The following is a 23,226-nucleotide window of genomic DNA, read 5'->3' as shown; positions in this document are numbered from 1 at the left end:
TTTAGCCTTTAGTGTTATTTAAAAAGCTTAGTAAAATCAAAATCACCCATAAAATCATGGCTTGATCCGCCAAAACTTTGACTAGGACTATAAGTAGCAATAGCCACTGCAAGCTCACTAAGCATAGAAGCTATTTCTTCTCTTTTATCGACTATATAAGCTTTCATACCTTCATAATCACTAGTTTCTAAAATTTTTAAAGGATTATAAATTTCAAAAGCAAATGCCTTTGAACCAACATTTACATTATAATTATTATCAAATAAAGCATTACCTAAAAATGAGCAATTATCTACTATTTTCAAACTTTCACTAGCAATTAAAACTTTATCTTGCACATCTTCATAGTTTTTATCTTCTAGAAGTTTTGAAATTTTTTTCAATGAAGAATCTAAAATTTGCAAAGCACCTATAAAGTCATTAGCATCAGTAATATCTTCACTAAATTTTTGCGTTTGATGTTTTAAATTCGCACCATCTATACTTGAACCTACTTGTCCTAAATGTTTTTGTAAGATTTCTAATTCATCTCTCATAATACACCTTCCTTGTTATTGCTATAACAAGAAAAGCATTTTTTATTCCAAATTTTGATCTATCCAAACTCTAAAATCTTTAGCAAAAAGCAAAAAAACCTCATCATAGTTTTGGATTAAAATTTGAGGATTATTATCATTTAATTCTTTTTCATAGTAAAAGTACTTACTCGCTATAAGTTTTTTAGTGTTTATTTGCACTAAATTTAAATTAATACCAAACTTTATTTTAGAATGCAACTCATCACTAAAATCTTGCTCTAAAATATCCACTTTACTTTCTAAAACATAATCAGCACTAGCTAGACTATCTTGATTTAAAACTGCTTTAAATACCCCCAAATCTTGCAAATGAAATTCCAAAAAAGATTTTATCATTAAAGCAGGATTTTCTTTCCAAAAATGATAAGCATAGGTATTAATAGTATAATCTTTTTTATAAAAAATTTCATTAGTATAAGCTAAGCCTTTAGGTAAGGAAACTATAATAGTTGCATTTTTTTTATTTTGACTTTGCTCTAGCTTTTCTAAATTAATACTAAAATATTTATTTGCAGGTAAAGTTTGACTTGGATTAATCAAAGAGCAAGCACTAAAAAAAATAGCTATTAAACTAATATATAAATATCTCATTTTATTCTCCTGGAGCATATTGAGTAGCCTTATCTTTATAAATTATATCTGAAGGATTTTGCTTTAAAATATTTAATAATTGCGTAAAATCTAAAAACAAAACTCTTAAAATATCTAAATTTTCATTTAAGAGCATTCTACTTTTATTAAGCTCATTAAGTTGGCCATTAGCATTGTTTAAAAAATTTGAAAATTCATCTGCACTTTTGCCAAGTTTAGAGCTTGTTTTATTTAAATTTGCTAAAAATGCTGGTACATTAGCATTTAAATGTGCAGAAAATTCTGATGAATTTTGCAAAATTTGCTCTATGTTTTTTAAATTTTTATCACTTAAGAGTTTTTCTAATTTTATTTTTGAACTTGTGATTAGTTCTAATAAATTTGAAGTTTGCTTATCTATACTTGCAAAAAAACTTTCTTTTGATTTTATAATAGGATAAACATCATCACCTGCTCTCAAAACACTAGCTTCCTCACTACCTCCTGCAAGCTGAATAAATTTAAATCCTGTTATGCCTTGAATTTGCAAACTTGCATAAGTATCTGTTTTAACAACCAAACTAGAATCAAGCTTAACTAAAATTTTTACTCTTAGTTGCTTACTTGAGCTATCTATACTGATATTTTCAACACTTCCAACATCTACTCCTAAAAATTTAACTGGAGCTTTTACACTAAGTCCTGCAACTGATTCTTCCATATAAATTTCATAATATTTGAATGATTTTTCATCTTTTAAATTTCCATACCACACTATAAAAAACAAACTGATAAAAAATAACACACAAACAAAAATTCCAATCAAAATATAATTTGCTTTGTTTTCCATTATTGCATAAACCTCTCATAAAGTCTTGGATTTTGCTCTTGCAAAGCCTCGACATTTCCCAAAAAACCAACTTTTTTTTCTTCTATAATCAAAAAGCGGTTTAAAACATTTTTCATACTCTCTTTATCATGAGTAATTAAGACTACGCATAATTTAAAGCTTTGTTTTAAACTCAAAAGTAACTCATCAAATTCTCTTGAGCTATAAGGATCAAGCCCTGAAGTTGGCTCATCTAAAAAAAGTAATTTAGAATCAAGTGCCAAAGCTCTAGCTATGGCCACTCTTTTTTTCATACCCCCACTTAACTCACTAGGATAAAGCTTTGCCACGCTCTCATCAAGCCCTACCATCTTAAGCTTCATCATAGCTATTTCTTTAATGTCGTTTTTGCTAAGTTTTGTGTATTCAACCAAAGGTATGCTAATGTTTTCAAGTATATTAAAAAAGCTAAATAATGCTCCATATTGAAAAACAACACCCCATTGTTTTTGCAAAAACAAAGCATCTTCATCGCTTATATTTTTTAATTTCTTGCCTAGAATTTCATACTCACCCTTATCAAAATGCTCAAGCATTAACATTTGTCTTAAAAGCACAGATTTACCACTACCACTACCACCTAAAATGCCAAAAATTTCATTATCTTGCACTTCAAAGCTAATATCTTCATGCACACATTTACTTCCAAAATAAGTGCTGATATTTTTAGCCTTTATAATCAAAATCCAGCCTTTGTCAAAAATACAGAGAAAATCGCATCAAAAGCTATTACCCAAAAAATAGCATTTACCACACTTTTTGTCGTATAAACACCTATGCTTTCGGTAGTTTTTTGTACAAAAAATCCTCTAAAACAAGCAATAGAAGCAATCAAAAATCCAAAAATAGGTGCTTTTATAAGCCCTATGATAATATGTTTTAGCTCCACTGCTTCTTTAAAACGACTCATAAACTCACTCGCACTAATTTCTAAACTAAACCAAGCAACTACAATTCCACCTATAATACTTAAAATATCAGCTACTATTACTACCAAAGGCATAGCAAGTGCTAAAGCTAAAACTCTAGGCAAAATGATAAATTCACTTTCTTTAAAACCCATAGTTTTCATCGCATCAATTTCATCAGTAAGTTTCATTACTCCAATTTGAGCTGTATAAGAACTTGCACTCCTGCCTGCAATAACAATAGCACTAATTAATGGTGCAAGCTCTCTGGTGGCAGAAATTCCCATTAAATCAACAATATAAATATTAGCTCCAAATTGTGCAAGTTGATACGCAGCTTGATAAGCAAGCACCACACCCACAAGCAATGAAGTTAGCATAATAATAGGTAAAGCATTAATAGCGCTATTTTCTACATGATATAAAAATGCCTTAAAGCGAAGTTTTTTAGGGTTTAAAAGTGTTTTAAAACAAGTATAAATAATAAGTCCTATGAAATTTAAAAACTGCACTAAAATTGTAAAAGAATTTGCAACTTTCTTTCCTAAATTTTCAAAAAAATCTTTGATTGTTTTTTTATCTTCATAAGAATCACAAAAGCTTTTGTAGTGTTTTTGACAAAGTTCAAAAAGCTTAGCATGCTCGCTTTTAAGATTTATCCTACTAAACTCAAAACCTTTTTGCTTAAATTCATTTTCTAAAGCTAGAAAATACCTAATCCCAGCAGTATCTATAAAATCTAAATTTGCAAAATCAAAAATAATATTTTTTTGAGTAGGAAAATCTAATTTTTCCAATTTTCCTACGCTTGTTTTATCCCATATACCAAAGACGCTAAAAATGCATTCTTGATTTTTAACATCTTTGATTATTTTATTTTTCATTACATAGACTTAAAATATATGAGCTTAATTTCTCCTCACTAAATCCAAAATGCTCAAATACATCTTTATCTTTACCACTCTCACCAAAACTTTCTATACCATAAAGCTCATCACAAATTCTATAAAGCTCGTTTGAATTTGCAGCTTCCACGCCTATAACCTTACCTTGTAAAATTCTTTCTTTATAAGATTTTTCCTGAGCAATAAATAACTCATAACAAGGCATAGAAACCACATTAGCAATCACACCTTTTTCTTTTAAAATCTTAGCTGTTTTTACACATAATGACACTTCACTACCACTTGCTAAAAGTGTAAATTGCGCATTTGCGTTTTCTTCTAATAAATAAGCCCCATTTTCAACATCTCCAAAAACAGGCTCGCTTAAAGCACTTAACTTTTGACGCGATAAAACAAAAACACTTGGCATATTAGTTTTAAGTGCAATCTGCCATGCTTTTACATTTTCAACCCCATCAGCTACTCTAAATGTCAATGAATTTGGCATAGCTCTAAAAGTGCTAAGCTGCTCTATAGGTTGGTGTGTTGGGCCATCTTCACCTACACCTATACTATCGTGAGTAAAGATGAAAAAGTGTTTAGCCCTCATCAAAGCTGCTATTCTTGCAGCAGGTTTTAAATACTCACTAAATATAAAAAAAGTAGCACAATAAGGCAAAAACAAACCATATCTTGCAAAAGCATTTGATATAGCAGCCATTGCATGCTCTCTTATACCATAGTGGATATTTTTTCCATTTGGAAAATCGCCCATATCTTTGAGTTCAGTTTTATTTGATGGACCTAAATCTGCACTACCACCTAAAAATCCCGGTAAGGCTTTAGCAATAGCATTTAAAATCACACCATTGCTATCTCTAGTAGCTAAATCTTGTCCTTTAAAATCAGGAAATTGTATTTTTGAAAAATCAGGCTCTAAAAGCTCTTTTAGCAATGCTTGCTTCTCTGTATTTAAATTTTGCACTTTTTGATTCCATTTAGCTTGTGCTAAATCCCCAAGTTCTATTGCCCCGCTAAAGCGAATTTTAACTTCTTCTGGGATTTCAAAAGTTTTTTGTGGATCAAAACCTAAAGCCTCTTTTGCCTTTTTTATAAGCTCTTCGCCCAAAGGTGCTCCGTGAGAATGATGACTTCCCTCAAGATCTAAAGCTCCTTTAGCTATGGTAGTATGAGCGATAATTAAACAAGGTTTTTTGCTTTCTTTAGCAGTTTTTAATGCTAAATCAATTTGCTCAAAATCATGCCCATCTATCTCAAGTACTTCAAAATTTTGCGCTCTAAAACGCTCTTTTACATTTTCATTAAAAGCAATAGCCACATCACCTTCAATTGAAATATTATTGCTATCATAAATGATGATTAAATTATCAAGATTATGCACACCTGCTAAAGAACAAGCCTCATAAGAAATTCCTTCTTGTAAATCTCCATCACCGCATAAACAATATACTTTATGATTGATAATATCCTCACCCAAAAGCAAACTTGCTTTTTTAGCTGCCATAGCAAAACCAACCGCATTTGCAATGCCTTGTCCTAAAGGTCCTGTGGCAATTTCAACACCTGGAGTGAAAATTTCAGGATGACCTGGGGTTTTAGAGTGTAATTGACGGAAATTTTTTAAATCTTCTAAACTTACATCATAACCGCTCAAATGTAAAAAGCTATAAAGCAAAGCACTAGCATGACCACCTGAAAAGACTAATCTATCGCGGTTTAACCATGTAGGATCTTTTGGATTATGCACTAAATGAGTACTTAAAACACTTATAATATCTGCTAAACCCATTGGAGCACCTGGGTGGCCTGAATTTGCTTTTTGCACCATATCCGCACATAAAAATCTTATAGTGTTGGCTTGTTTTTGTAACATTGTTTAACCTTTTAAATATTTATCAATCAAAATTTGAAGCTCATTAGTAAGCTTAGAGTCTAAATTTTTCATTTTTTCTTCACATAAAGCAATTTTATCATCTTTTGCCTTTTTAGCACCTTCTAAACCTAAAAGTTTAACAAAAGAATTTTTATGCAAATCATTATGAGTTGGCTTTCCTGCTTCTTGAGTATCTAAAGTCGCATCGATAATATCATCTTTGATTTGAAAAACTAATCCTATCAAAAGCCCTATTTCATAAATTTGCTCGCATTCTTTTTCATCTAACTCACAAATTTCACAACCCATTTTTAAAGCCGCTGCAATCAATCTTGCAGTTTTATGAATGTGCAAAAACTCAACTTGCTCTAAATTTAAAGGCATATCTTCAAAATAACAATCAATAGCTTGCCCGATAATCATACCGCCAAGCCCTGCATTAAAGGCTAGAGTTTCTATGAGTTTTAATCTAACATTTTCTTTTAAATCAAGCTTAGAAAGAAGTAAAAAAGCTTGGGTATTTAAAGCATCGCCCACTAAAATAGCCGTAGTTTCATCATATTTTTTGTGTAAAGTTTGCTTTCCTCTACGCAAAGAAGCATCATCCATAGCGGGTAAATCATCATGTATTAAAGAGTAAGTGTGGATAAATTCCAAAGCCAAAGCTGCATTTAAAGCCTTTTCAAACAAAGCAGGATTTTTAGCATTAACTATACCCAAAAGCAGTTGGGCTCTAAAATGCTTCCCACCAGCTTCTAACATCCATTTTAAAGCTTCATTAAAAAATGGATGAAAGCTTTGAGTTTTAGGAAAATTTTGCTCTAAATGCTGTTTGAATTTTTCTAAAATCACTTATTTAGCCTTATAAAAAAGTCAAAGTATCCTTTATTAAAATGCTCAAAGTCATTATTTTTCGCTGAAGGGATATTGCTTGCTTGTCTTGAGACTAGAATATCAAAAGTATTAGCTTGAGCTAAAACAGCTTGAAGTTCATTAAAATTGTTGATTTTTTGATTATTAATTCTTAAAATTTTATCCCCTTTTAAAAATCCAGCCATTTGCGCTTTAGAATTTGGAGTAACTTCTGTAATATTCATTTTCATATCTACGCGCAATCCTAGATTGCTATAAAAAGAACTTGGCTTAGCTTGAACCACTTTTTTAGGCTTAGCAAATGCACCCAAGTCTTTATCAAAAACCATAGTGGAGATATTAACATCTTTATTATCTCTTAATACATTAAAGTATAAAGTTGCACCGCGATCAGCAAATAAAATTTTTTCATTTAGTTTTCTTAAATCATCATAAGCTTGTCCATCAACACTCACAAGCTCATCATTAAGTAAAAATTGTCCATTTTTACGCACATTTTTAACATAAATTTTGCCATCACGCATATCAAAATCCACACCTATATCACCCCAATAAGCATCAGGATATTTTGCAAAGTGTTTTAAATAACGATTACCTATAAGTTTGCCATCTTCTAAACTTATACCAAGCATTTTACAACACGGCGAGTTAAGTTCTCCGATTTTAGAAGCAAAGTCAAGTTGATCACGCTCTGTCAAACTTTGCCCAAAATACTTCAAATGTCCTATATAGCTTTTATTGCTATCTAAAATTCCCACCCAACTATTGCGTGTTAAATCTTCTTCATTTCCCATAGGTGCAGGAATTAAACTAAAATCTGTTTTTACTAAATACAAATTTAAAAAGGGATCATATTTAGTATAGCTGTTTAATTTCGCGTTTTTAGTTTTAACTACTGCTAAAGTATTTTCATTTAAAGCAAAGGCAGGTAAGCCCTCATAAATCAACATACTAGCTTTATTTTTTTCATAACAACCCAAAAAATCATTAAAAGTCGGTCTTGGCACAGCAAAAAGTGTGCAAACTACACCCAAAATACAAAGTAAAATTCTCATAGCATTCCCATTCCGCTAAATAAATTACTAGCCATTGATTTTTTATTTTGTTCTACCATTTTCATCACATCATTAATCGCTGCTATTAATAAAATTTGCATAGACTCTTTATCTTCTAACAAAGAATCATCAATGTTTATATCGATGATTTCACCTTTTCCATTAGCACTAACTTTTACTAAACCACCACCGCTTTTTGCACTAAATTCTTTTTTTAAAGCTTCTTGCTCTAATTCATTTGCTTTTTCTTGAGCCTTAGTTAAAAGCTCGCCCATTTTAGAAAAATCCATATTTTCAAACATTTATTTTCCTTCTTTTAATATCTCTAATACTACTTCTTTATCATTAAAAGGATATTTTACACCCTTGATTTCTTGATAAGTCTCATCGCCCTTACCCAAAATCACTACAAAATCATCTTTTGTTTTAAGCTCTAATGCTTTTTTGATCGCTTCTTTTCTATCACATTCTACAAAAATACTCTCATCTTTTTCTATACCATTTAAAATATCATTAATTATATCCATTGGCTCTTCTGAACGCGGATTATCACTTGTGATGATGAGTTTTTTAGCATAGTGTTTGGCAACTTTAGCCATTAACGGACGCTTAGTTTTATCTCTATCTCCCCCTGCTCCAAAAACTACAATCAAATCACGATATTTTAAAGCATCTAAAACTTTTTCTATGCCATCGGGCGTATGAGCAAAATCTACAATCACATCTTTTGCAACCACTTGCATTCTACCCTCAATGCCACCAAAATTACTAATGGCCTTTTCAAGTTCTTTTAAATTTGGCTTAACAAGTTCATTTACACAAGCGCTTGCAGCCAAAAGATTATAAAGATTAAAAAGCCCCACCAAAGAAGAATCAATCATAAAAGTTTCTTTACCAAAATTTACCACAGCTTCAATGCCATTTTTTAAAGCATAAGCTTTAATATGATAATAACTTGGATTTTCCACTCCATAAGTAAAAGCACCTTTGACATTAAAATTTATAGCTTTTGCATCTTTGTTGATAAATTTCATACACTCATCGGTAAAAAAACTTTCTTTTGCTGCTTGGTAGTTTTGAAAATCCCCATGAAAATCTAAATGATCTTGAGTGATATTAGTAAAAATTTTAGCCTTAAACTCAAGCCCTTCAATGCGATTTTGCACCAAAGCATGCGAGCTTACTTCCATAATCAAAAATTCACATTTTTCCTTACTTGCTAAAGATAAAAGCTCTAAGGTTTGTAAAATAGGAGCAGTAGTTAAGCCTTTTGGAGTGATATTTTTATCATTTATAAAACTACCCCTAGTTCCCATTAAGGCACATTTATAACCTAAATCAAGCAAGATAGAGTAAATAGCCCCCGCAGTAGTTGTCTTGCCATTTGTGCCTGTAATGCCTATGATTTTAATACTTTCATCTATATTTAAAAGCTTCTTGCATTCGCCAATGCCAATAACTTTTGCTTGTTTTTCTAAAGCTTGATGAAGAAATTTTTCATTTTGAGTAGTTTTTAAGAAAAAACAATCTTTTTCGCATTCATTAGAATTATCACAAATGAAAGTATTTTCAATCTTTACTATCATAATTTAATTCCTTGATTTTCTCACTAAGCTTAATAAATCTATAATTAGAATAAAAATGCGCTGAAACATCTTCCATATAAGCTACGAGCATATCTTTATAACCATGTTCTAAAAGCTTTTCTAAAAAATCCACAAAATCTTCTTTATCGTTAATAATAAGTTTATTAGATATTATAACATTTTCTAAAGCTTGTTTAAACCCAACTTTTGCTTCGCTAAGTAAAAAATCTTGATAACTCAAGCCCTCAAAATCTTCGCTATCTTCTTCAAACTGCACACTTTGGCTAAGATTAATGAGTTTTTCTAAGTCTTTATCTACTTTAGTATTTTTATAATTTTGCATAAAAAATTCAAAAAAAACAAAAGCTTCTTCAGGGCTTTTTAAAGCCAAATCACAAATATTAATAAAAGTTAAAAGTCTCTTATTTTTACGCTTTTCATAAGCAAGAGAAAAATACATCTTAGCATTTTTAAAATCTTTTTTGTAAAAACATTCTATGGCTATTTTTTTATAATTTTGCAAATTCGCTTTCCCCACCTGCTAAATTTACTATAGTAATATCTGGATGTATATCGATTTTAAGTTGTTTTTCCAAGCCATATTTCAAAGTCGTCCCACTAGCTGGGCAGCCATGACAAGCTCCGGTTAGCTTCACATAAACTACACCATTTTTCACACCCAAAAAATCAAGCCCTCCGCCATCATTTTCTAAAATATGCATAGTTTTAGCTAGACTGGCTTTTACAGGTTCGATTAATTCCTCATCACTAAAAGGCATATTCATAATTTTTCCTTGATTATTTTTAGTTTAATTTTATCTTATTTGCCTTTAAAAAATGTAAATTATTGTTTATTTTAGACTTTTTGCTATACAATGGTAAAAAGACTTTAGGAAATTTTATGCAAAAACACACCCAAATAAAAGGTTTTGAAAAACTCAAACTCATTATCATACTAGGCTTTTTATCTGCCATAGCACCACTTTCAACTGATATGTATTTACCTGCTTTAAATGAAGTAGAAAAAAGCTTTCAAACAAATTCTTTTTACACTCAACTTTCTCTTGCAAGTTTTTTCATCGCCTTTTCTTTAGGTCAGCTTTTATATGGACCATTAAGTGATGTATATGGCAGAAAAAAACCTTTATATATAGGACTTTTTATTTTTATTTCTTCAAGTATTGCTTGTGTTTTAGTTGATTCCATTCATGCTTTTATAGCTTTGCGTTTTTTTGAAGCTTTAGGAGGTTGCGTGGGTGTAGTCGTAGCAAGAGCTATAGTAAATGATGTTTTTGAGCTTAAAGAAGCAGCAGGAGTTTATGCTTTAATGATGGTTTTTACTTCTTTAGCACCTATGCTTTCTCCTACTTTTGGTGGAATTTTACTTGAATTTTTTTCTTGGCGTAGTATATTTTTGACATTGTTTATCTTAGGCTTTATTTTATTTTTGCTTGTTATTTTTGTTCTAAAAGAAAGCAATCACAACACCAAAGGAAAAAAATTCAATCACAAAGAGGTTACAAAAAGTTACAAAAAAGTTTTAAAAGATCGCCGTTTTGTAGTGTATTTGCTTTGTGGAAATTTAATATTTGCAGGTTTTTTTGCTTATTTAACCGGCTCATCTTTTGTTTTTACACGCGTTTTTGGATTAAGCGAGCAACAATACGCAGCCCTTTTTGGAGCTCATGCTCTAAGCTTTGTTATATGTGCAAATATCAATGCAAGATTAGTCCTTAGATTTTCTCCTTATTATATACTCCCTAGAGCGCTTATGGTAATTACTTTTTTAACTTTTTTACTCATTTTGGGTGCAACTTTTGAGCTAGGTTTTTGGGCTTTTGAAATTCCTTTGTGTTTTATCATAGCAAGTTTGGGTTTTATCCTGCCAAATACCACAACCTTAGCTATGGCAAGATCAAAACAAAATGCAGGCAGTGCTTCAGCACTCTTAGGTGCAGCACAATTTGCTATGGCGGGAGTAATGGCATTTTTAGTAAGTCTTTTAAATGCTAATACACCTATATTTTTATCACTTATTTTAGGAACTTGCACATTTTTATCTTTGATTTCTTATCTGAGTTTGATTAATAAAAGAAAGTTAAATAAAATCAAAAAGAAGTTAAGCGTGATTTCTCACGCTTAATTAAGCAATATTTTTGAAAAGATTCACTGACTATATCGAACCTTTTTCAAAAAACTTTATATCAATAAACAATATTTATATTTTTCTTGATAATTTTAGTGTTTTTGATCATAATAGCAAAACAAAATATTTTAAATTTGCAATGATTAAAACTATTAATAGATGATTAGCTTTATAAATTTTTATTTTAACTTGTCGATATGCAAATCATGCTACTCACTCCTTAAGGCAAGAAAGAAGTGAGTTAGCAATAGATTGAAGGCTTCAAGGCTATCAAGTATTACAAGGCTACCTCGATAACCTTGTAAAGCTTGATCCCAAGGTTTTTAAAACCTTGGGTTAAGATTATTGTTTTAATTGAAGCAAAGTATTTAAAAGCTGATCACTTGTGGTAATCGTTTTTGAGTTTGCTTGATAACCCCTTTGGATTACGATAAGCTCTGTTAATGCACGACTTAAATCCACATTCGACATTTCTATGGCTGAACCTTTTAAGCCCCCTCTACCGCCTTCGCCCGCATGACCTATGGTAGCTGTTCCTGAGTTTGCTGTCGCTTTATAAAGGTTATTACCCATTTCTTCAAGACCCATATTATTTGGGAAAGTAGCTAGAGCAACCTTAGCTAGAGCTAGAGTTTTACCATTTGTAAATTCTCCATAGATATAACCATTCTCATCAGTTCTTAATGCGTCTGGCTTTAGATTACCCCCTGTGTAACCATCTGTTTCTTGTTTAGTAGTAGATGAGTCTTTATCATAGCTTGTTAAACCATCAAAACCACCTGTTGTTCCAAAGTCAAGTTTTATAACTTGATCAGGTTTTGAGCCGTTATTTCCGGTGAAATTTAATACATTTGGTGTATAACTTTGAAGTGAGCCATCATTGCCAAATCTTAAATTTCCTACTACTATATTTCCAGGAGCTCCATCACCACTAAAATTAATCTCTGCAGGTTCAGGCACTGAAATGATAATAGACCATTCAGCTCCACCATCTGCTGTTTTAGTTTGTTTAGTAAATTGCACAGTTAGCTCATGTCTAGTTCCTAATGAGTCAAAGATTTCTATACTAGCAGTATGAGCTGAAAGATACATGTCTTGAGAATACTTTTCATTATTACCTGCGTTGAAATTTCCATCTAAGGCACTAAACATCGCTGTGAATTTATCATTGGTAGAAATTTTATTAGCTTCATTAGAATAACCTGTAACTTTAAAAGTCATGTCTTTCGACTGATCATTTAATTTTGGATTTGTAATTTTATACCTACCATCGCTTTCTACTACAACCTCTACACCAACATTAGCATCACCAATCTCTCTTGTGCCACTACCGTCATAGTCTACTGCAAATCTAGCATCTCTTTGTAAAAGCTCTCTTAAATCCTCAGTAGTATGGAAAGTCCTTCTTCCAGTCATATCAGGCCAAGTTTGCATATCATCAGCTTGTGGATTCTCTCCGATATCTACACTATTTGAACTATAAATATACTCATGAGCAGTAATAACACTCACTGGATTATTTTGATTTCCAAGTATAAAATTATTTCCAGCTGCAGGTGGATTAACTGTTATAGGATCTGCTTGATTTCCAGTTGTGACTTGACCACCAGCAGTATTTGTAGCGCCCACCGTAATATTTAAATTCTTAGATTTTGCTGTAGTTCCTGTGCTATTATCATTTGTAAATGTCATTCTACCATCTACTATAGAAGCTACTACACCTGTTTCTGCTGTCTTAGCATTGATAGCATTGATAAAGGTATCTCTACCTACACCTGTAGCTGTTATTTGGACCCCATTTATCGTAATATCCAATGTAGCAGGAACCTGAGCGCCATCTTCTCCAGTATAGCCCCAAAAAGTATAATTTGCATTTGGCTGAAAATCCGCCTGATTAGCTGGCAAATCTGCAGCAAATTGTTGATTATTTGTCCATTTTGCCTCTTTATAACTTACCCATATACCTTGCCCATCTCTTAAGTTTAAGCCCTCGCCTTGAGCATTAAATACCACGCCCATATCTACACCTTTTTCAGTTACTTGGGCTCCACTTTTAGAAGTAGTATAAAACTCGGTATGGCCAGTATCATTCTCATCTATCGTCGTTCCTGTATCTTTTCTACCACCATGTAAAGAATCTAGTGCATAGATAGGACGCTTAGCAGAAGCATTCATACCTAAAGTATTACCACTATCTAAATTTGCTGTAAGGCTTACTGAAGTACTTGCTCTAGCAGGCATACTCATACCAGGTGGGATAACTATATCTTGCACTGAAGTTGAAGAGTCAATTTGACCTGTTTCTTGATTATAATTCCAGCCTTGAACGGTGTAACCGTTATTATCTACGAAATTTCCTACTGCGTCTGTTTTAAAGTCCCCTGCACGGGTGAAAAACTGCGTAGTGCCACCATCATTTGAAACGATGAAAAATCCATCACCATTGATAGCCATATCGGTGTTTTTGTCTGTAGTTTGGATATTACCTTGAGAGTGAATTCTAGTAGTAGAATTTACACCTGCACCAAGTCCAACTTGCATAGGGTTTTTACCACCTAGGTTACCATCTGGAGCTGTAGCTATCTTAGAAGTTTGACTCATAAGCGTTGAGAAATCCGCACGAGAATATTTAAAACCAAATGTATTAACATTGGCTATGTTATTACCTTCTACATCCATTGCGTATTGGTGTGCTTGGAGTCCTGAAACCCCAGCCCAAAGAGATCTCATCATAATTAAATCCTTTAAAAAATATTGCTTTGTGATTACTTCACAATCTACTATTGCTTAGCCAAAACAAAGCAATAAGTGTTCCAAAAATGTAAATAAAATGAAATTAAAAAGTAGAAAATAAATCAAAAATTAGATTTTAATGTGTAAAGTTTTTTTAAAATTACTCGATATAGTTAGTGAATCTTTTCAAAAATATTGCTTAATTAAGCGTGAGAAATCACGCTTAACTTTTATTTCTTTCTTTTAATTTAGCAATCACATCATTTAAACTCAAATCCGCATCAGCTAATAACACTTCTAAATGATAAAGTAAATCGGCAGCTTCATTTATCAACTCATCTTTATCTTTAATAGTAGCAGCCAAAGCGGTTTCAACGCCTTCTTCACCTACTTTTTGTGCTATGCGTTTAGTACCTTTTGAAAAAAGTTCAGCCGTGTAAGAAGAGCTTGCACAAGTGTTTTTGCGTGAGTTGATAAGTCTTTCAAGACGCGATAAAAATACAAAATCAGCTTTTTTAGAAAGCGTTTCAAAACAAGAAGTATCGCCTGTATGACAAGTAGCACCTTGAGCTTTTACAAGGATTAAAATACAATCTCTATCACAATCAAGTCCCATATCTATGATATGCAAGAAATTCCCACTTTGCTCACCTTTCATCCACAAACGCTCTTTAGTGCGTGAGTAAAATACAACCTTTTGGTGCTTAAAACTCTCTCTTAGAGCTTGTTCATTCATAAAACCTTGCATTAAAACTTCACAAGAATGATAATCTTGGATTATCACAGGGATAAGGTTATTTACCTTTTGCCAATTTATACTTTTTATAAATTCTTCTTCATTTATACCCATAGTTTTTCCTTTTAAATACGAATTTGTATGCCTTGATCTTTTAAAAATAATTTTAATTCTTTAATATCTATAAGTTTTTTATGAAACACTGAAGCTGCTAAAGCTCCATCAACACCAAGTTTAAAAGCGTCCAAAAAATGCTCTTTAGCTCCTGCACCACCGCTTGCCACTAAAGGCACAGGACAAATTTTTCTAACTTTAGCAAGTTGATCAAGATCATATCCCTTTCTCATGCCATCTTGATTCATCATATTTAGCACGATTTCGCCAGCTCCTAGCTCGCATACTTGCTTTACCCACTCTAGTGTTTTTTTACCACTATGATGAGATTTGCTCTCATCTCCGGTGTATTTATAGACTAAAAGCTCGTTGTTTTCATCTTTAAAAGTATCTATACCTACGACTACACATTGAACTCCAAAGCTTTTTGCAAGGCGTGAGATTAAATCAGGATCATTTAAAGCAGGGGAATTAATAGAAATTTTATCAGCACCATTTGCTAAAAGTTCTTTTGCGTCATCTTCGCTTTTTATACCTCCTGCAACGCAAAATGGTATAGAGATATTTTGTGCTACTTTGCTTACCCAAGCTCTATTGATACGCTCATTCTTGGCTGAAGCTGTAATATCATAAAATACAAGTTCATCAATGCCATTTTGTGAGTAAAATTTAGCAAGTTCTATAACATCTCCCATATCTTCATGATTTTTAAACTGCACCCCTTTAACTACTCTACCATCTTTTACATCTAAACATGCGATTATGCGTTTTGTAAGCATTCTTGAGCCTCCTTTATGTTAAATTCTTTATCAAGCAAGGCTTTACCTACGATGATACCACTTACTATGCCATTTAGCTTTTTAAAATCTTCTAAGCTCGCCACACCTCCACTTGCTTGGGTTTGCAAATGTGGGAATTTCTTATGCAAAGCTTTGTATAAAGTGATGTTTGCTCCACTCATCGTGCCATCTTTAGAAATATCTGTGCATAAAATATGCTTTACATCTTTATAAAAATTTAAAAGCCCAAACAAACTCTCATCGCTTGTTTTACTCCATGCATCAACAGCCACAAAAAACTCATCTTTAACGCAAATACTATCAAGTGCTAAGACTATATTTTCTACGCCAAATTCATTTAAAAGCTCTTGTGTAAGGGGCTTATTTTTAACCGCTAAAGAGCCTATAACTACGCGTTTAACACCACTATCAAACAAAGCTTTAACCTCGTCTTTAGTGCGAATTCCTCCACCTACTTGAAGATTTACTCTAATCTTAGAAGCTAGGTTTTCTATGAGTTTTAGTTGTCTCTTACTAGGATCTTTTGCACCACTTAAATCCACCAAATGAAGCCAAGCAACACCTTGAGCCTCATACTCTTGAAATTTAACCAAAGGATCGAAGCTATATTCTTGCTTTTTAGTATAATCTCCTTTATAAAGCCTTACTACTTTGCCATCTATTAAGTCTAATGCCGGAATGATTTGAGTTTGCATTTTTACCTACATATTTATGAAATTTTTTAATAATACTTCACCCGCTTCGCCGCTTCTTTCAGGATGAAACTGCACACCATAAAAATTGTCTTTATTTAAACTTGCACTAAATTTGGTAGAATACTCACACTCTGCGATGGTGTATTCATTTAAACTCACACAATAACTATGCACAAAATAAAAATAAGCTCCATCTAAGCCTTTAAAAAGCTCATGAGAGCTAAAGACTTGATTCCACCCCATATGCGGGAAAGTAAAATTTGCTTTTTCTTGGAATTTTTGTGTTTCAAAAGACATAATACCAAGTGTTTTTTGGTGTAATTCTTCTGAAAATTTACCCAAAATTTGCATACCAAGACAAATGCCTAAAAGTGGTTTTGTGGTAGTTTGGATAAAATTTTCTAAATTAAGTGCTTGTAGATTAGCCATTGCTTTAGCTGCTGTGCCAACCCCAGGAAGTAAAAGCTTATCTGCTTGTGAGAGTTCTTTTAAATCATGCGTGATAATACTTTTTTGTCCTAAACGCTCGAGTGCAAAAGCAAGAGAAGCTAAATTCGCACAACCTGTATCTATAATAGCTAGTTTCATATCACTCCTTTAGAGCTTGCTAGGTTTTCATTTTCTATTTTTATAGCCATTTTTAAAGCTCTTGCAAAGGCTTTAAAAAGTCCTTCGGCTTTGTGATGATCGTTTTTGCCTTTAACTTTTAAATGCAAACTCGCACCCATAGCATAGCTTAGTGAGTAGAAAAAATGCTCTATCATTTCTGTGCTTAATTCTCCAAGCTTTTCTTTTTTAAACTTAGCCTTATAAACTAAATGCGGTCTATTACAAAAGTCAATCGCGCAACTTGCCAAGCACTCATCCATAGGTAAAACAAAGCCATATCTTGCAATACCTATTTTTTGATCTAGTGCATTTTTAATAGCCTCGCCCAAAGCAAGTGCGACATCTTCTACGCTGTGATGTTCATCAACTTCTAAATCTCCTTTGCATTTTATCTCTAAAGATATATTTGCATGCGTAGCAATTTGCTCTAACATATGATCAAAAAATGCAATATTTGTTTTTATATTAGCTTTTGCTTTTTCATTAAAAGCCATTTTAACTTGAATTTGGGTTTCTTTGGTATTACGCTCTATACAGGCACTGCGGTAATTTTGCAAAATAAAATCAGCGATTTGCTCCCAATTAAAGTCATTTTTGTCATATTTTAAACCTTGAATTTCAAGATTTTGCGCCAAAAGCATATCGCTGTCTCTATCGCCGATAACAAAACTTTTATTTTTGTCATAAAGTTTGTTTTTGATGTAGTTTTCAAGCATGGCAGTTTTTGGCTTCCTGCAGGCGCAATTTTCATGCTCAAAATGTGGGCATATAAAAATATCTTCAAATTCTATGCCACAACTTTGAAAAACACTTAGCATTTTTTCATGAGCCTTGTCAAAATTTTCCCTAGGAAAAGAATTTGTGCCTAGACCATCTTGATTACTTACCATAACAAATTTAAAACCAAAATTTTTTAACTTTAAAAGCGCATTGATAGCACCTTTTTCAAACTCAAGTTTTTCCAAAGAATCGATTTGAAAATCATCTTTTGGCTCATCAATGAGCGTGCCATCTCTATCGATAAATAAAATTTTTGCACTCATTTTAGACTTTCTAATCTTAAACTCACGGCATTTTTATGCCCATCAAGCCCTTCAGCTGCTGCTAAAATTTCCACCACAGGACCAAGCTTTTTAAAGCCTTCTTTACTAAGTTCTTGCACACTCATTCTTTTCATAAAATCAGCAAGTCCTAATGAAGAATAAGATTTAGTAAAACCATATGTTGGCAATACATGATTTGTCCCACTTGCATAATCCCCCATGGATTCTGGAGAATACTCACCTAAAAATACCGAACCTGCATGCATAATATCATCAAGCAAGCTAGATGGATTTTGTGTATGAATGATCAAATGCTCGGGTGCATAGTCATTTGAAATACTTATGGCATGTTTTATATCTTTTGCAAGAATGATTTTAGAGTGTGCTAAAGATTTTGAAGCAATTTCTTTACGCGAGAGTTTTTCAAGCTGTAAAGCAACTTCACTATCTACTTCTTTGGCTAATTTTTCACTTGTGCAAACTAAAATCGCTTGAGAATCTGCTCCATGTTCAGCTTGCGAGAGTAAATCTGAAGCTATAAATTTAGCATTAGCAAACTCATCTGCTAAAACTAACACTTCAGAAGGCCCTGCTTGCATATCAATAGCTACTCCATGATTATTAACTTGTTTTTTGGCTTCAGTTACAAAGGCATTTCCTGGGCCAAAAATTTTATCTACTTTTTGCACACTTTGCGTTCCATAAGCAAGCGCTGCTATGGCTCCTGCTCCACCTATTTGATACACTGCATCAACTTCGCAAAGTTTTGCCACAAAAGCAATGGCAGGATGTAATGGCGCTGGGGAAGCTAAGGCTATGAATTTACATTTTGCAATTTTAGCAGGGATAGCTAGCATAAGTGCGGTTGAAAAAAGTGGCGCTAAACCTCCTGGTATATAAAGCCCTACTTTTTCAATGGCTCTTGTTAGCACCTTGCAAGTTACCCCTTCAAAGGTTTGAACCTCTATGGTTTGACTTTCTTGAGCTTTGTGGAATTTATAGATATTTTCATAAGCTATTTTGATAGCTTGTTTTAACTCATCATCAATTTGCTCTGCTAAATTACTAAGCTCTTTATTGCTTAGTTTGATGGAATTTAACTCTACTTTATCAAATTTTACAGCCATTTGCTTTAAAGCTTCATCGCCATTTGTTTTAACATCTTCAATGATTTGTTCTACTATGGTTTTAACCTGTGCATTAGCACTCATAGCAGGACGCTTGAGTGCTAATTCTTGTTCGTTTTGGTTTAATTTTTCAAAATCAAGTATTTGCATTTTTATCCTTTAAGAGAGCATTTTTTCAATAGGTAAAACTAAAATCGCACTTGCACCTTCTTTTTTTAAAGCTTCCATAGTTTCCCAAAATAAATTTTCTTGACTTACCATATGTAGTGCCACTCTAGCTTTATCATTTTCTAAAGGTAAAATCGTAGGTTTTTCAACACCTGGTAACAAGGCTGTGATTTTTTCTAGCTTTTCAATAGGAGCATGCAACATGATATATTTTGACTCTCTTGCTTGCATAACTCCATGAATTCTAATGAGTAATTTATCGATTAATTCTTGTTTGTGTGAAGCTAAACTTTCTTTTCTTTGGATAATGCAAGCTTTTGACTTATAAATTACCATAACTTCTTTAAGTCCGTTTGCTTTTAAAGTAGCTCCACTTGAAACTAAATCACAAATTCCATCAGCTAAATTTGCACTTGGTGCTACTTCAACTGAGCCTGTTAGCATACAAGTTTTATAAGGGATGTTATTTTCTTCCATAAAACGCTTTAAAAGCTGTGGATAAGAAGTTGCTATGCGTAAATTTTTAAAACTTTCTATACCTTTATACTCACTATTTTCTGGTAATGCTAAAGACAAGCGACACCCACCAAAATCAAGCTTTTTAAGCATTATAAAATCTGCATTTTCGTTTTTTGATTTTCTTTCTAACTCATTTTCTTCTAAAACATTTTCCCCAACTATGCCAAGATCTACTACTCCATCAAAAATTAACCCTGGTATATCATCATCTCTTACTCTAAGTAAATCAATAGGTAAATTTGTAGAAAAAGCAATTAAACTTTGATCATGTATGCGAAGTTTTACGCCTATGGACTCAAGCAAGGCAATAGAATCTTTACTCAAACGACCTGATTTTTGTATAGCTATGCGTAATCTTGAATTTTCTTGCATTTTTTTCCTTTTTTGTAGTTAAAAAAATTAATAGTAGCAAAAAATGGATAAAAATACAAAAAATAGTAAGTAAATAAATAAAAATAAGAAGTTTTTAGCCTTTAAAAGGCTAAAAATTAAGCTACGAATTCGATGAAAGCCATTTCTGCAGCATCGCCACGGCGGATTCTTGTTTTGATAATTCTTGTATAACCACCATTTCTATCTGCGAATTTAGGTGCAATTTCTGTTACAAGTTTATTTGTAGCTTCTTTATCTTGCAAGCTAGCAAAAACTGCTCTGTGAGCATTGAAATCACCTTTTCTTGCACGAGTGATCAATCTTTCAACATAACCTCTTAATTCTTTTGCTTTAGGTAATGTTGTTTCTATTTTACCTGCTTTAATAATAGCAATGGTAAGGTTTTTTAATAAGGCTGCACGATGAGTAGAAGTGCGACCTAACTTTCTATATCCATGTCTATGTCTCATTGATTATCCTTCATTTTGTGCTTTTAATTCTGTAATTTTTTTCTTTAGCGTTTCTTTTGCACTATCACTGAGTTTTGAATTTCCTATAGGGAAACCTATAGATTCCATTACACTTTTAATCTCATCTAAAGATTTTTTACCAAGATTTTTTAAATCTGCAAGTTCGCTAACACTCATTAAAGCAAGTTCACCAATATAAACTACATTTGCTTTTTCTAAGCAGTTAAAACTTCTTGCACTTAAATTTAACTCAGTTATATTTTGAAGTAATTTTACATGTTCTACTTCATTATTTGGTGTTTGACTTCTTACAACGCTTTGTGCATTAGTGATTTTATCAAACACTGATAATTGTTTATACATTGCTTCTAAAGCATTTTTAAAAGCGTCACTTGGTGAAATTTGACCATCAGTTGTGATTGTAAAAACAACTTTTTCATAATCTGGATTATCTTCAAAAAGCACTTTTTCTATATCATAAACCGCATGTTTTACCGGAGTAAAGAACGCATCAAGTGCTATAAATTCAGGATCTAAGAAATTTTGAATTTCTTCAGAAGGCACATAACCTATACCTTTTTCAATGATTAAAGTAAATTCTAAATCTGCATCTTCATTAATCGTTGCAAGATAGCTATCTGCATTCACAACTTCAACAACTTCATTGTCTAAGTCTTTTCCGCAAATTTCTTTTGGTCCTTTAAAACTAAAAGTTACGATTTCTTTTTCAGAATCTGTTTTTAGTTTAAATCTTAATTTTTTTAGATTGATAATAAACAATGCTACATCTTCAAGCATACCACGCATACTATCAAATTCATGTGCTACGCCTTTGATTTTAACTCCTGTTGGAGCAAAACCTACTGTGCTTGAATAAAGCAAACGACGCAAAGGATGCGCCAAAGTAATAGCATAACCAATTTCAAAAGGCCATGCACTTACTTTTGCTACTGTATCACTGATATTTTCAATACTAAACTCTGTTGGTGTATAAGCAGAAGTTGTAATATGTCTCATATCAAAAACCTTTATTATTTAGAGTACAACTCAACGATATATCTTTCCTCAACTGGAATGATAACTTCTTCTCTTTCAGGTTTTCTTGTAAAAATTCCAAATCTTTTATCTTTTTCTACATCAACCCAAGCAACTATACCAGTTTGAGCAGTAAGTTCGATCGCTCTTGAAATTTGAGGATTGTTTTTGCTTTTTTCAATCACTTCAACTTTTTGGCCTGCTTCTACTCTATAACTAGGAATATCTACTCTTTTACCATTTACTAAAATGTGTCCATGAGTTACAAGTTGTCTAGCAAAACGGCGTGTTGTAGCAAAACCCATTCTATAAACAACATTATCAAGTCTTTGTTCTAAAAGCTGGATCAAAAGCGCACCGGTATTGCCATCTTTTCTAGCAGCTTCACTAAATAATCTTCTAAATTGTTTTTCACTAACACCATACATAAATTTAGCTTTTTGTTTTTCTCTTAATTGAAGTCCATATTCACTAATTTTAGCTTTTCTTTGTCCATGCTGACCTGGTGCGTAAGGGCGTTTATCTAAAGCACTTTTACCTGCTAATCTTCTTTCGCCTTTCATTGCCAAGCTTACGCCAAGTCGTCTTTCTAATTTTTCTACTGGTCCTCTATATCTTGCCATTATAATTCTCCTAAATCTTATATCTTATTCTTAGACACGACGACGTTTTGGTGGTCTACAACCATTATGAGCTAATGGGGTAATATCTTTTAAGAAAGTTACTTTGATACCTTCCATAGCACCTACACTTTTAACTGCTGTTTCACGACCACTTCCTGGCCCTTGTACTTTAATGCCTACTTCTTTAATACCATGCTCTTTTGCTTTATTTAAAGCATCTTCTACTGCTTGTTGCGCCGCATAAGGAGTTGATTTTTTAGAACCTTTAAATCCTAAACCACCTGCACTACTCCATGCAATAGCATTTCCCATTTCATCAGTTACAGTAACCATAGTATTATTAAATGTTGCACTGATATAAACTATACCTTTAGCTATATTTTTTTTAACTATTTTTTTCTTAACAACTTTTCTTTTTGCCATTTTCTATCCTTATGATTTTGCACCAACGGTTTTTCTCTTACCTTTTCTAGTTCTGGCATTTGTTTTTGTTTTTTGACCACGAACCGGTAAGCCTTTTCTATGTCTTAAGCCTCTAAAGCTTCCTAGATCCATTAATGCTTTGATATCCATAGCAACTTGTTTTCTAAGATCACCCTCAACCATATAGTTTTCTTGAATTTCTTTACGGATAGCCGCTGCTTCGTCCTCACTTAACTCATGAACTCTTTTATCATAAGAAATTCCGGTTTTATCTAAGATTTTTCTTGAAGTATGCAAACCTATACCATAAATATAAGTCAAACCATATTCAATTCTTTTTTTCTTTGGTAAATCTACACCTGCAATACGAGCCATA

General features: G+C 32.5%; 26 protein-coding genes. 1 reads left to right on the top strand and 25 read right to left on the bottom strand.

All coding sequences use genetic code 11. The features are described from left to right. Positions 1-14: 14 nt before the first annotated feature. From L8T82_RS02560 to L8T82_RS02505, 12 genes are read right to left on the bottom strand one after another with little or no spacing between them, the layout of a single operon-like run. Positions 15-536 carry a flagellar FLiS export co-chaperone gene (locus L8T82_RS02560; RefSeq protein WP_133319168.1) on the bottom strand — a complete coding sequence of 174 codons (522 nt, stop codon included), beginning with the start codon at positions 534-536 and terminating at the stop codon, positions 15-17. 42 nt (positions 537-578) lie between these two features. After that, the gene (locus L8T82_RS02555) at positions 579-1,169 is read right to left on the bottom strand and encodes a hypothetical protein (protein WP_263665362.1); all 591 of its coding nucleotides are present in this window, start codon (positions 1,167-1,169) and stop codon (positions 579-581) included. 1 nt (position 1,170) lies between these two features. Continuing rightward, a complete protein-coding gene (locus tag L8T82_RS02550) occupies positions 1,171-1,998 on the bottom strand; it encodes an MlaD family protein (protein WP_133319166.1) in 828 nt (275 codons plus the stop codon). After that, positions 1,998-2,720 (bottom strand): ABC transporter ATP-binding protein, encoded by a 723-nt coding sequence (locus L8T82_RS02545; protein WP_263665361.1) that lies wholly within the window; start codon positions 2,718-2,720, stop codon positions 1,998-2,000. Before L8T82_RS02545 ends, L8T82_RS02550 begins: the two co-directional genes overlap by 1 nt. Then, positions 2,717-3,817 (bottom strand): MlaE family lipid ABC transporter permease subunit, encoded by a 1,101-nt coding sequence (locus tag L8T82_RS02540; RefSeq protein WP_375154869.1) that lies wholly within the window; start codon positions 3,815-3,817, stop codon positions 2,717-2,719. The genes L8T82_RS02545 and L8T82_RS02540 overlap by 4 nt, the downstream gene beginning before the upstream one ends. Position 3,818: 1 nt before the next feature. Further along, a complete protein-coding gene (gene tkt / locus L8T82_RS02535; RefSeq protein ID WP_263725808.1) occupies positions 3,819-5,723 on the bottom strand; it encodes a transketolase in 1,905 nt (634 codons plus the stop codon). 3 nt (positions 5,724-5,726) lie between these two features. Then, positions 5,727-6,572 carry a polyprenyl synthetase family protein gene (locus L8T82_RS02530; RefSeq protein WP_263725817.1) on the bottom strand — a complete coding sequence of 282 codons (846 nt, stop codon included), beginning with the start codon at positions 6,570-6,572 and terminating at the stop codon, positions 5,727-5,729. Further along, positions 6,572-7,651: a PDZ domain-containing protein gene (locus tag L8T82_RS02525; protein ID WP_220567026.1), complete on the bottom strand. Its 1,080-nt coding sequence runs from the start codon at positions 7,649-7,651 to the stop codon at positions 6,572-6,574. Before L8T82_RS02525 ends, L8T82_RS02530 begins: the two co-directional genes overlap by 1 nt. After that, positions 7,648-7,953 carry a YbaB/EbfC family nucleoid-associated protein gene (locus L8T82_RS02520; RefSeq protein WP_039667857.1) on the bottom strand — a complete coding sequence of 102 codons (306 nt, stop codon included), beginning with the start codon at positions 7,951-7,953 and terminating at the stop codon, positions 7,648-7,650. The genes L8T82_RS02525 and L8T82_RS02520 overlap by 4 nt, the downstream gene beginning before the upstream one ends. Continuing rightward, on the bottom strand, positions 7,954-9,237 hold the full coding sequence (locus tag L8T82_RS02515; protein ID WP_263725807.1) for a UDP-N-acetylmuramoyl-L-alanyl-D-glutamate--2,6-diaminopimelate ligase: 1,284 nt from the start codon (positions 9,235-9,237) through the stop codon (positions 7,954-7,956). After that, the gene (locus tag L8T82_RS02510; RefSeq protein WP_133319159.1) at positions 9,221-9,760 is read right to left on the bottom strand and encodes a histidine kinase; all 540 of its coding nucleotides are present in this window, start codon (positions 9,758-9,760) and stop codon (positions 9,221-9,223) included. Before L8T82_RS02510 ends, L8T82_RS02515 begins: the two co-directional genes overlap by 17 nt. Then, entirely contained in the window at positions 9,747-10,016 is a 270-nt protein-coding gene (locus tag L8T82_RS02505) for an iron-sulfur cluster biogenesis protein NfuA (protein ID WP_039619526.1), read from the bottom strand. Before L8T82_RS02505 ends, L8T82_RS02510 begins: the two co-directional genes overlap by 14 nt. Before the next feature lie 122 nt (positions 10,017-10,138). Between L8T82_RS02505 and L8T82_RS02500 the strand changes: the two genes are divergently transcribed. Beyond that, a complete protein-coding gene (locus L8T82_RS02500; RefSeq protein ID WP_220567024.1) occupies positions 10,139-11,380 on the top strand; it encodes a multidrug effflux MFS transporter in 1,242 nt (413 codons plus the stop codon). A 345-nt stretch (positions 11,381-11,725) separates the two neighbouring features. Here L8T82_RS02500 and flgE read toward each other — a convergent pair whose 3' ends face one another. The 13 genes from flgE to rpsM form a co-directional block, all read right to left on the bottom strand. Continuing rightward, entirely contained in the window at positions 11,726-14,116 is a 2,391-nt protein-coding gene (gene flgE, locus L8T82_RS02495) for a flagellar hook protein FlgE (RefSeq protein ID WP_263725806.1), read from the bottom strand. A gap of 223 nt (positions 14,117-14,339) precedes the next feature. Continuing rightward, positions 14,340-14,966, bottom strand: coding sequence for a bifunctional phosphoribosyl-AMP cyclohydrolase/phosphoribosyl-ATP diphosphatase HisIE (gene hisIE, locus L8T82_RS02490; RefSeq protein WP_133319155.1), 627 nt, complete (start codon positions 14,964-14,966; stop codon positions 14,340-14,342). Positions 14,967-14,977: 11 nt separating this feature from the next. Beyond that, positions 14,978-15,745: an imidazole glycerol phosphate synthase subunit HisF gene (hisF, locus tag L8T82_RS02485; protein ID WP_263662681.1), complete on the bottom strand. Its 768-nt coding sequence runs from the start codon at positions 15,743-15,745 to the stop codon at positions 14,978-14,980. Then, positions 15,727-16,461 (bottom strand): 1-(5-phosphoribosyl)-5-[(5-phosphoribosylamino)methylideneamino] imidazole-4-carboxamide isomerase, encoded by a 735-nt coding sequence (locus L8T82_RS02480; protein WP_263725805.1) that lies wholly within the window; start codon positions 16,459-16,461, stop codon positions 15,727-15,729. Before L8T82_RS02480 ends, hisF begins: the two co-directional genes overlap by 19 nt. Positions 16,462-16,467: 6 nt before the next feature. Continuing rightward, positions 16,468-17,049, bottom strand: a complete 582-nt coding sequence (gene hisH, locus L8T82_RS02475; RefSeq protein ID WP_263671432.1) for an imidazole glycerol phosphate synthase subunit HisH — start codon at positions 17,047-17,049, stop codon at positions 16,468-16,470. Then, positions 17,046-18,113 carry a bifunctional histidinol-phosphatase/imidazoleglycerol-phosphate dehydratase HisB gene (hisB, locus tag L8T82_RS02470; RefSeq protein ID WP_263661438.1) on the bottom strand — a complete coding sequence of 356 codons (1,068 nt, stop codon included), beginning with the start codon at positions 18,111-18,113 and terminating at the stop codon, positions 17,046-17,048. Before hisB ends, hisH begins: the two co-directional genes overlap by 4 nt. Continuing rightward, positions 18,110-19,390: a histidinol dehydrogenase gene (hisD, locus tag L8T82_RS02465; protein ID WP_263725804.1), complete on the bottom strand. Its 1,281-nt coding sequence runs from the start codon at positions 19,388-19,390 to the stop codon at positions 18,110-18,112. Before hisD ends, hisB begins: the two co-directional genes overlap by 4 nt. A 9-nt stretch (positions 19,391-19,399) precedes the next feature. Further along, complete coding sequence (hisG, locus tag L8T82_RS02460) at positions 19,400-20,299, bottom strand: ATP phosphoribosyltransferase (RefSeq protein WP_133319147.1); 900 nt, start codon at positions 20,297-20,299, stop codon at positions 19,400-19,402. A 116-nt stretch (positions 20,300-20,415) separates the two neighbouring features. Continuing rightward, complete coding sequence (rplQ, locus tag L8T82_RS02455; protein WP_012660847.1) at positions 20,416-20,769, bottom strand: 50S ribosomal protein L17; 354 nt, start codon at positions 20,767-20,769, stop codon at positions 20,416-20,418. 3 nt (positions 20,770-20,772) lie between these two features. Next, positions 20,773-21,786, bottom strand: a complete 1,014-nt coding sequence (locus tag L8T82_RS02450) for a DNA-directed RNA polymerase subunit alpha (protein ID WP_039627711.1) — start codon at positions 21,784-21,786, stop codon at positions 20,773-20,775. 14 nt (positions 21,787-21,800) lie between these two features. Beyond that, positions 21,801-22,427 (bottom strand): 30S ribosomal protein S4, encoded by a 627-nt coding sequence (gene rpsD / locus L8T82_RS02445; protein ID WP_263659172.1) that lies wholly within the window; start codon positions 22,425-22,427, stop codon positions 21,801-21,803. Positions 22,428-22,457: 30 nt separating this feature from the next. Beyond that, a complete protein-coding gene (gene rpsK / locus L8T82_RS02440) occupies positions 22,458-22,850 on the bottom strand; it encodes a 30S ribosomal protein S11 (protein WP_133319145.1) in 393 nt (130 codons plus the stop codon). A 9-nt stretch (positions 22,851-22,859) separates the two neighbouring features. Beyond that, positions 22,860-23,225: a 30S ribosomal protein S13 gene (gene rpsM / locus L8T82_RS02435; RefSeq protein ID WP_012660843.1), complete on the bottom strand. Its 366-nt coding sequence runs from the start codon at positions 23,223-23,225 to the stop codon at positions 22,860-22,862. Position 23,226: the final 1 nt, after the last annotated feature.

Origin of the sequence: Campylobacter sp. IFREMER_LSEM_CL292 (assembly GCF_025771615.1) — a bacterium.
Taxonomy (GTDB): Bacteria; Campylobacterota; Campylobacteria; order Campylobacterales; family Campylobacteraceae; genus Campylobacter_D; species Campylobacter_D lari_D.
Note: the sequence above shows the minus strand (reverse complement) of the source record. Positions and strands in the feature narration are given on the sequence as shown.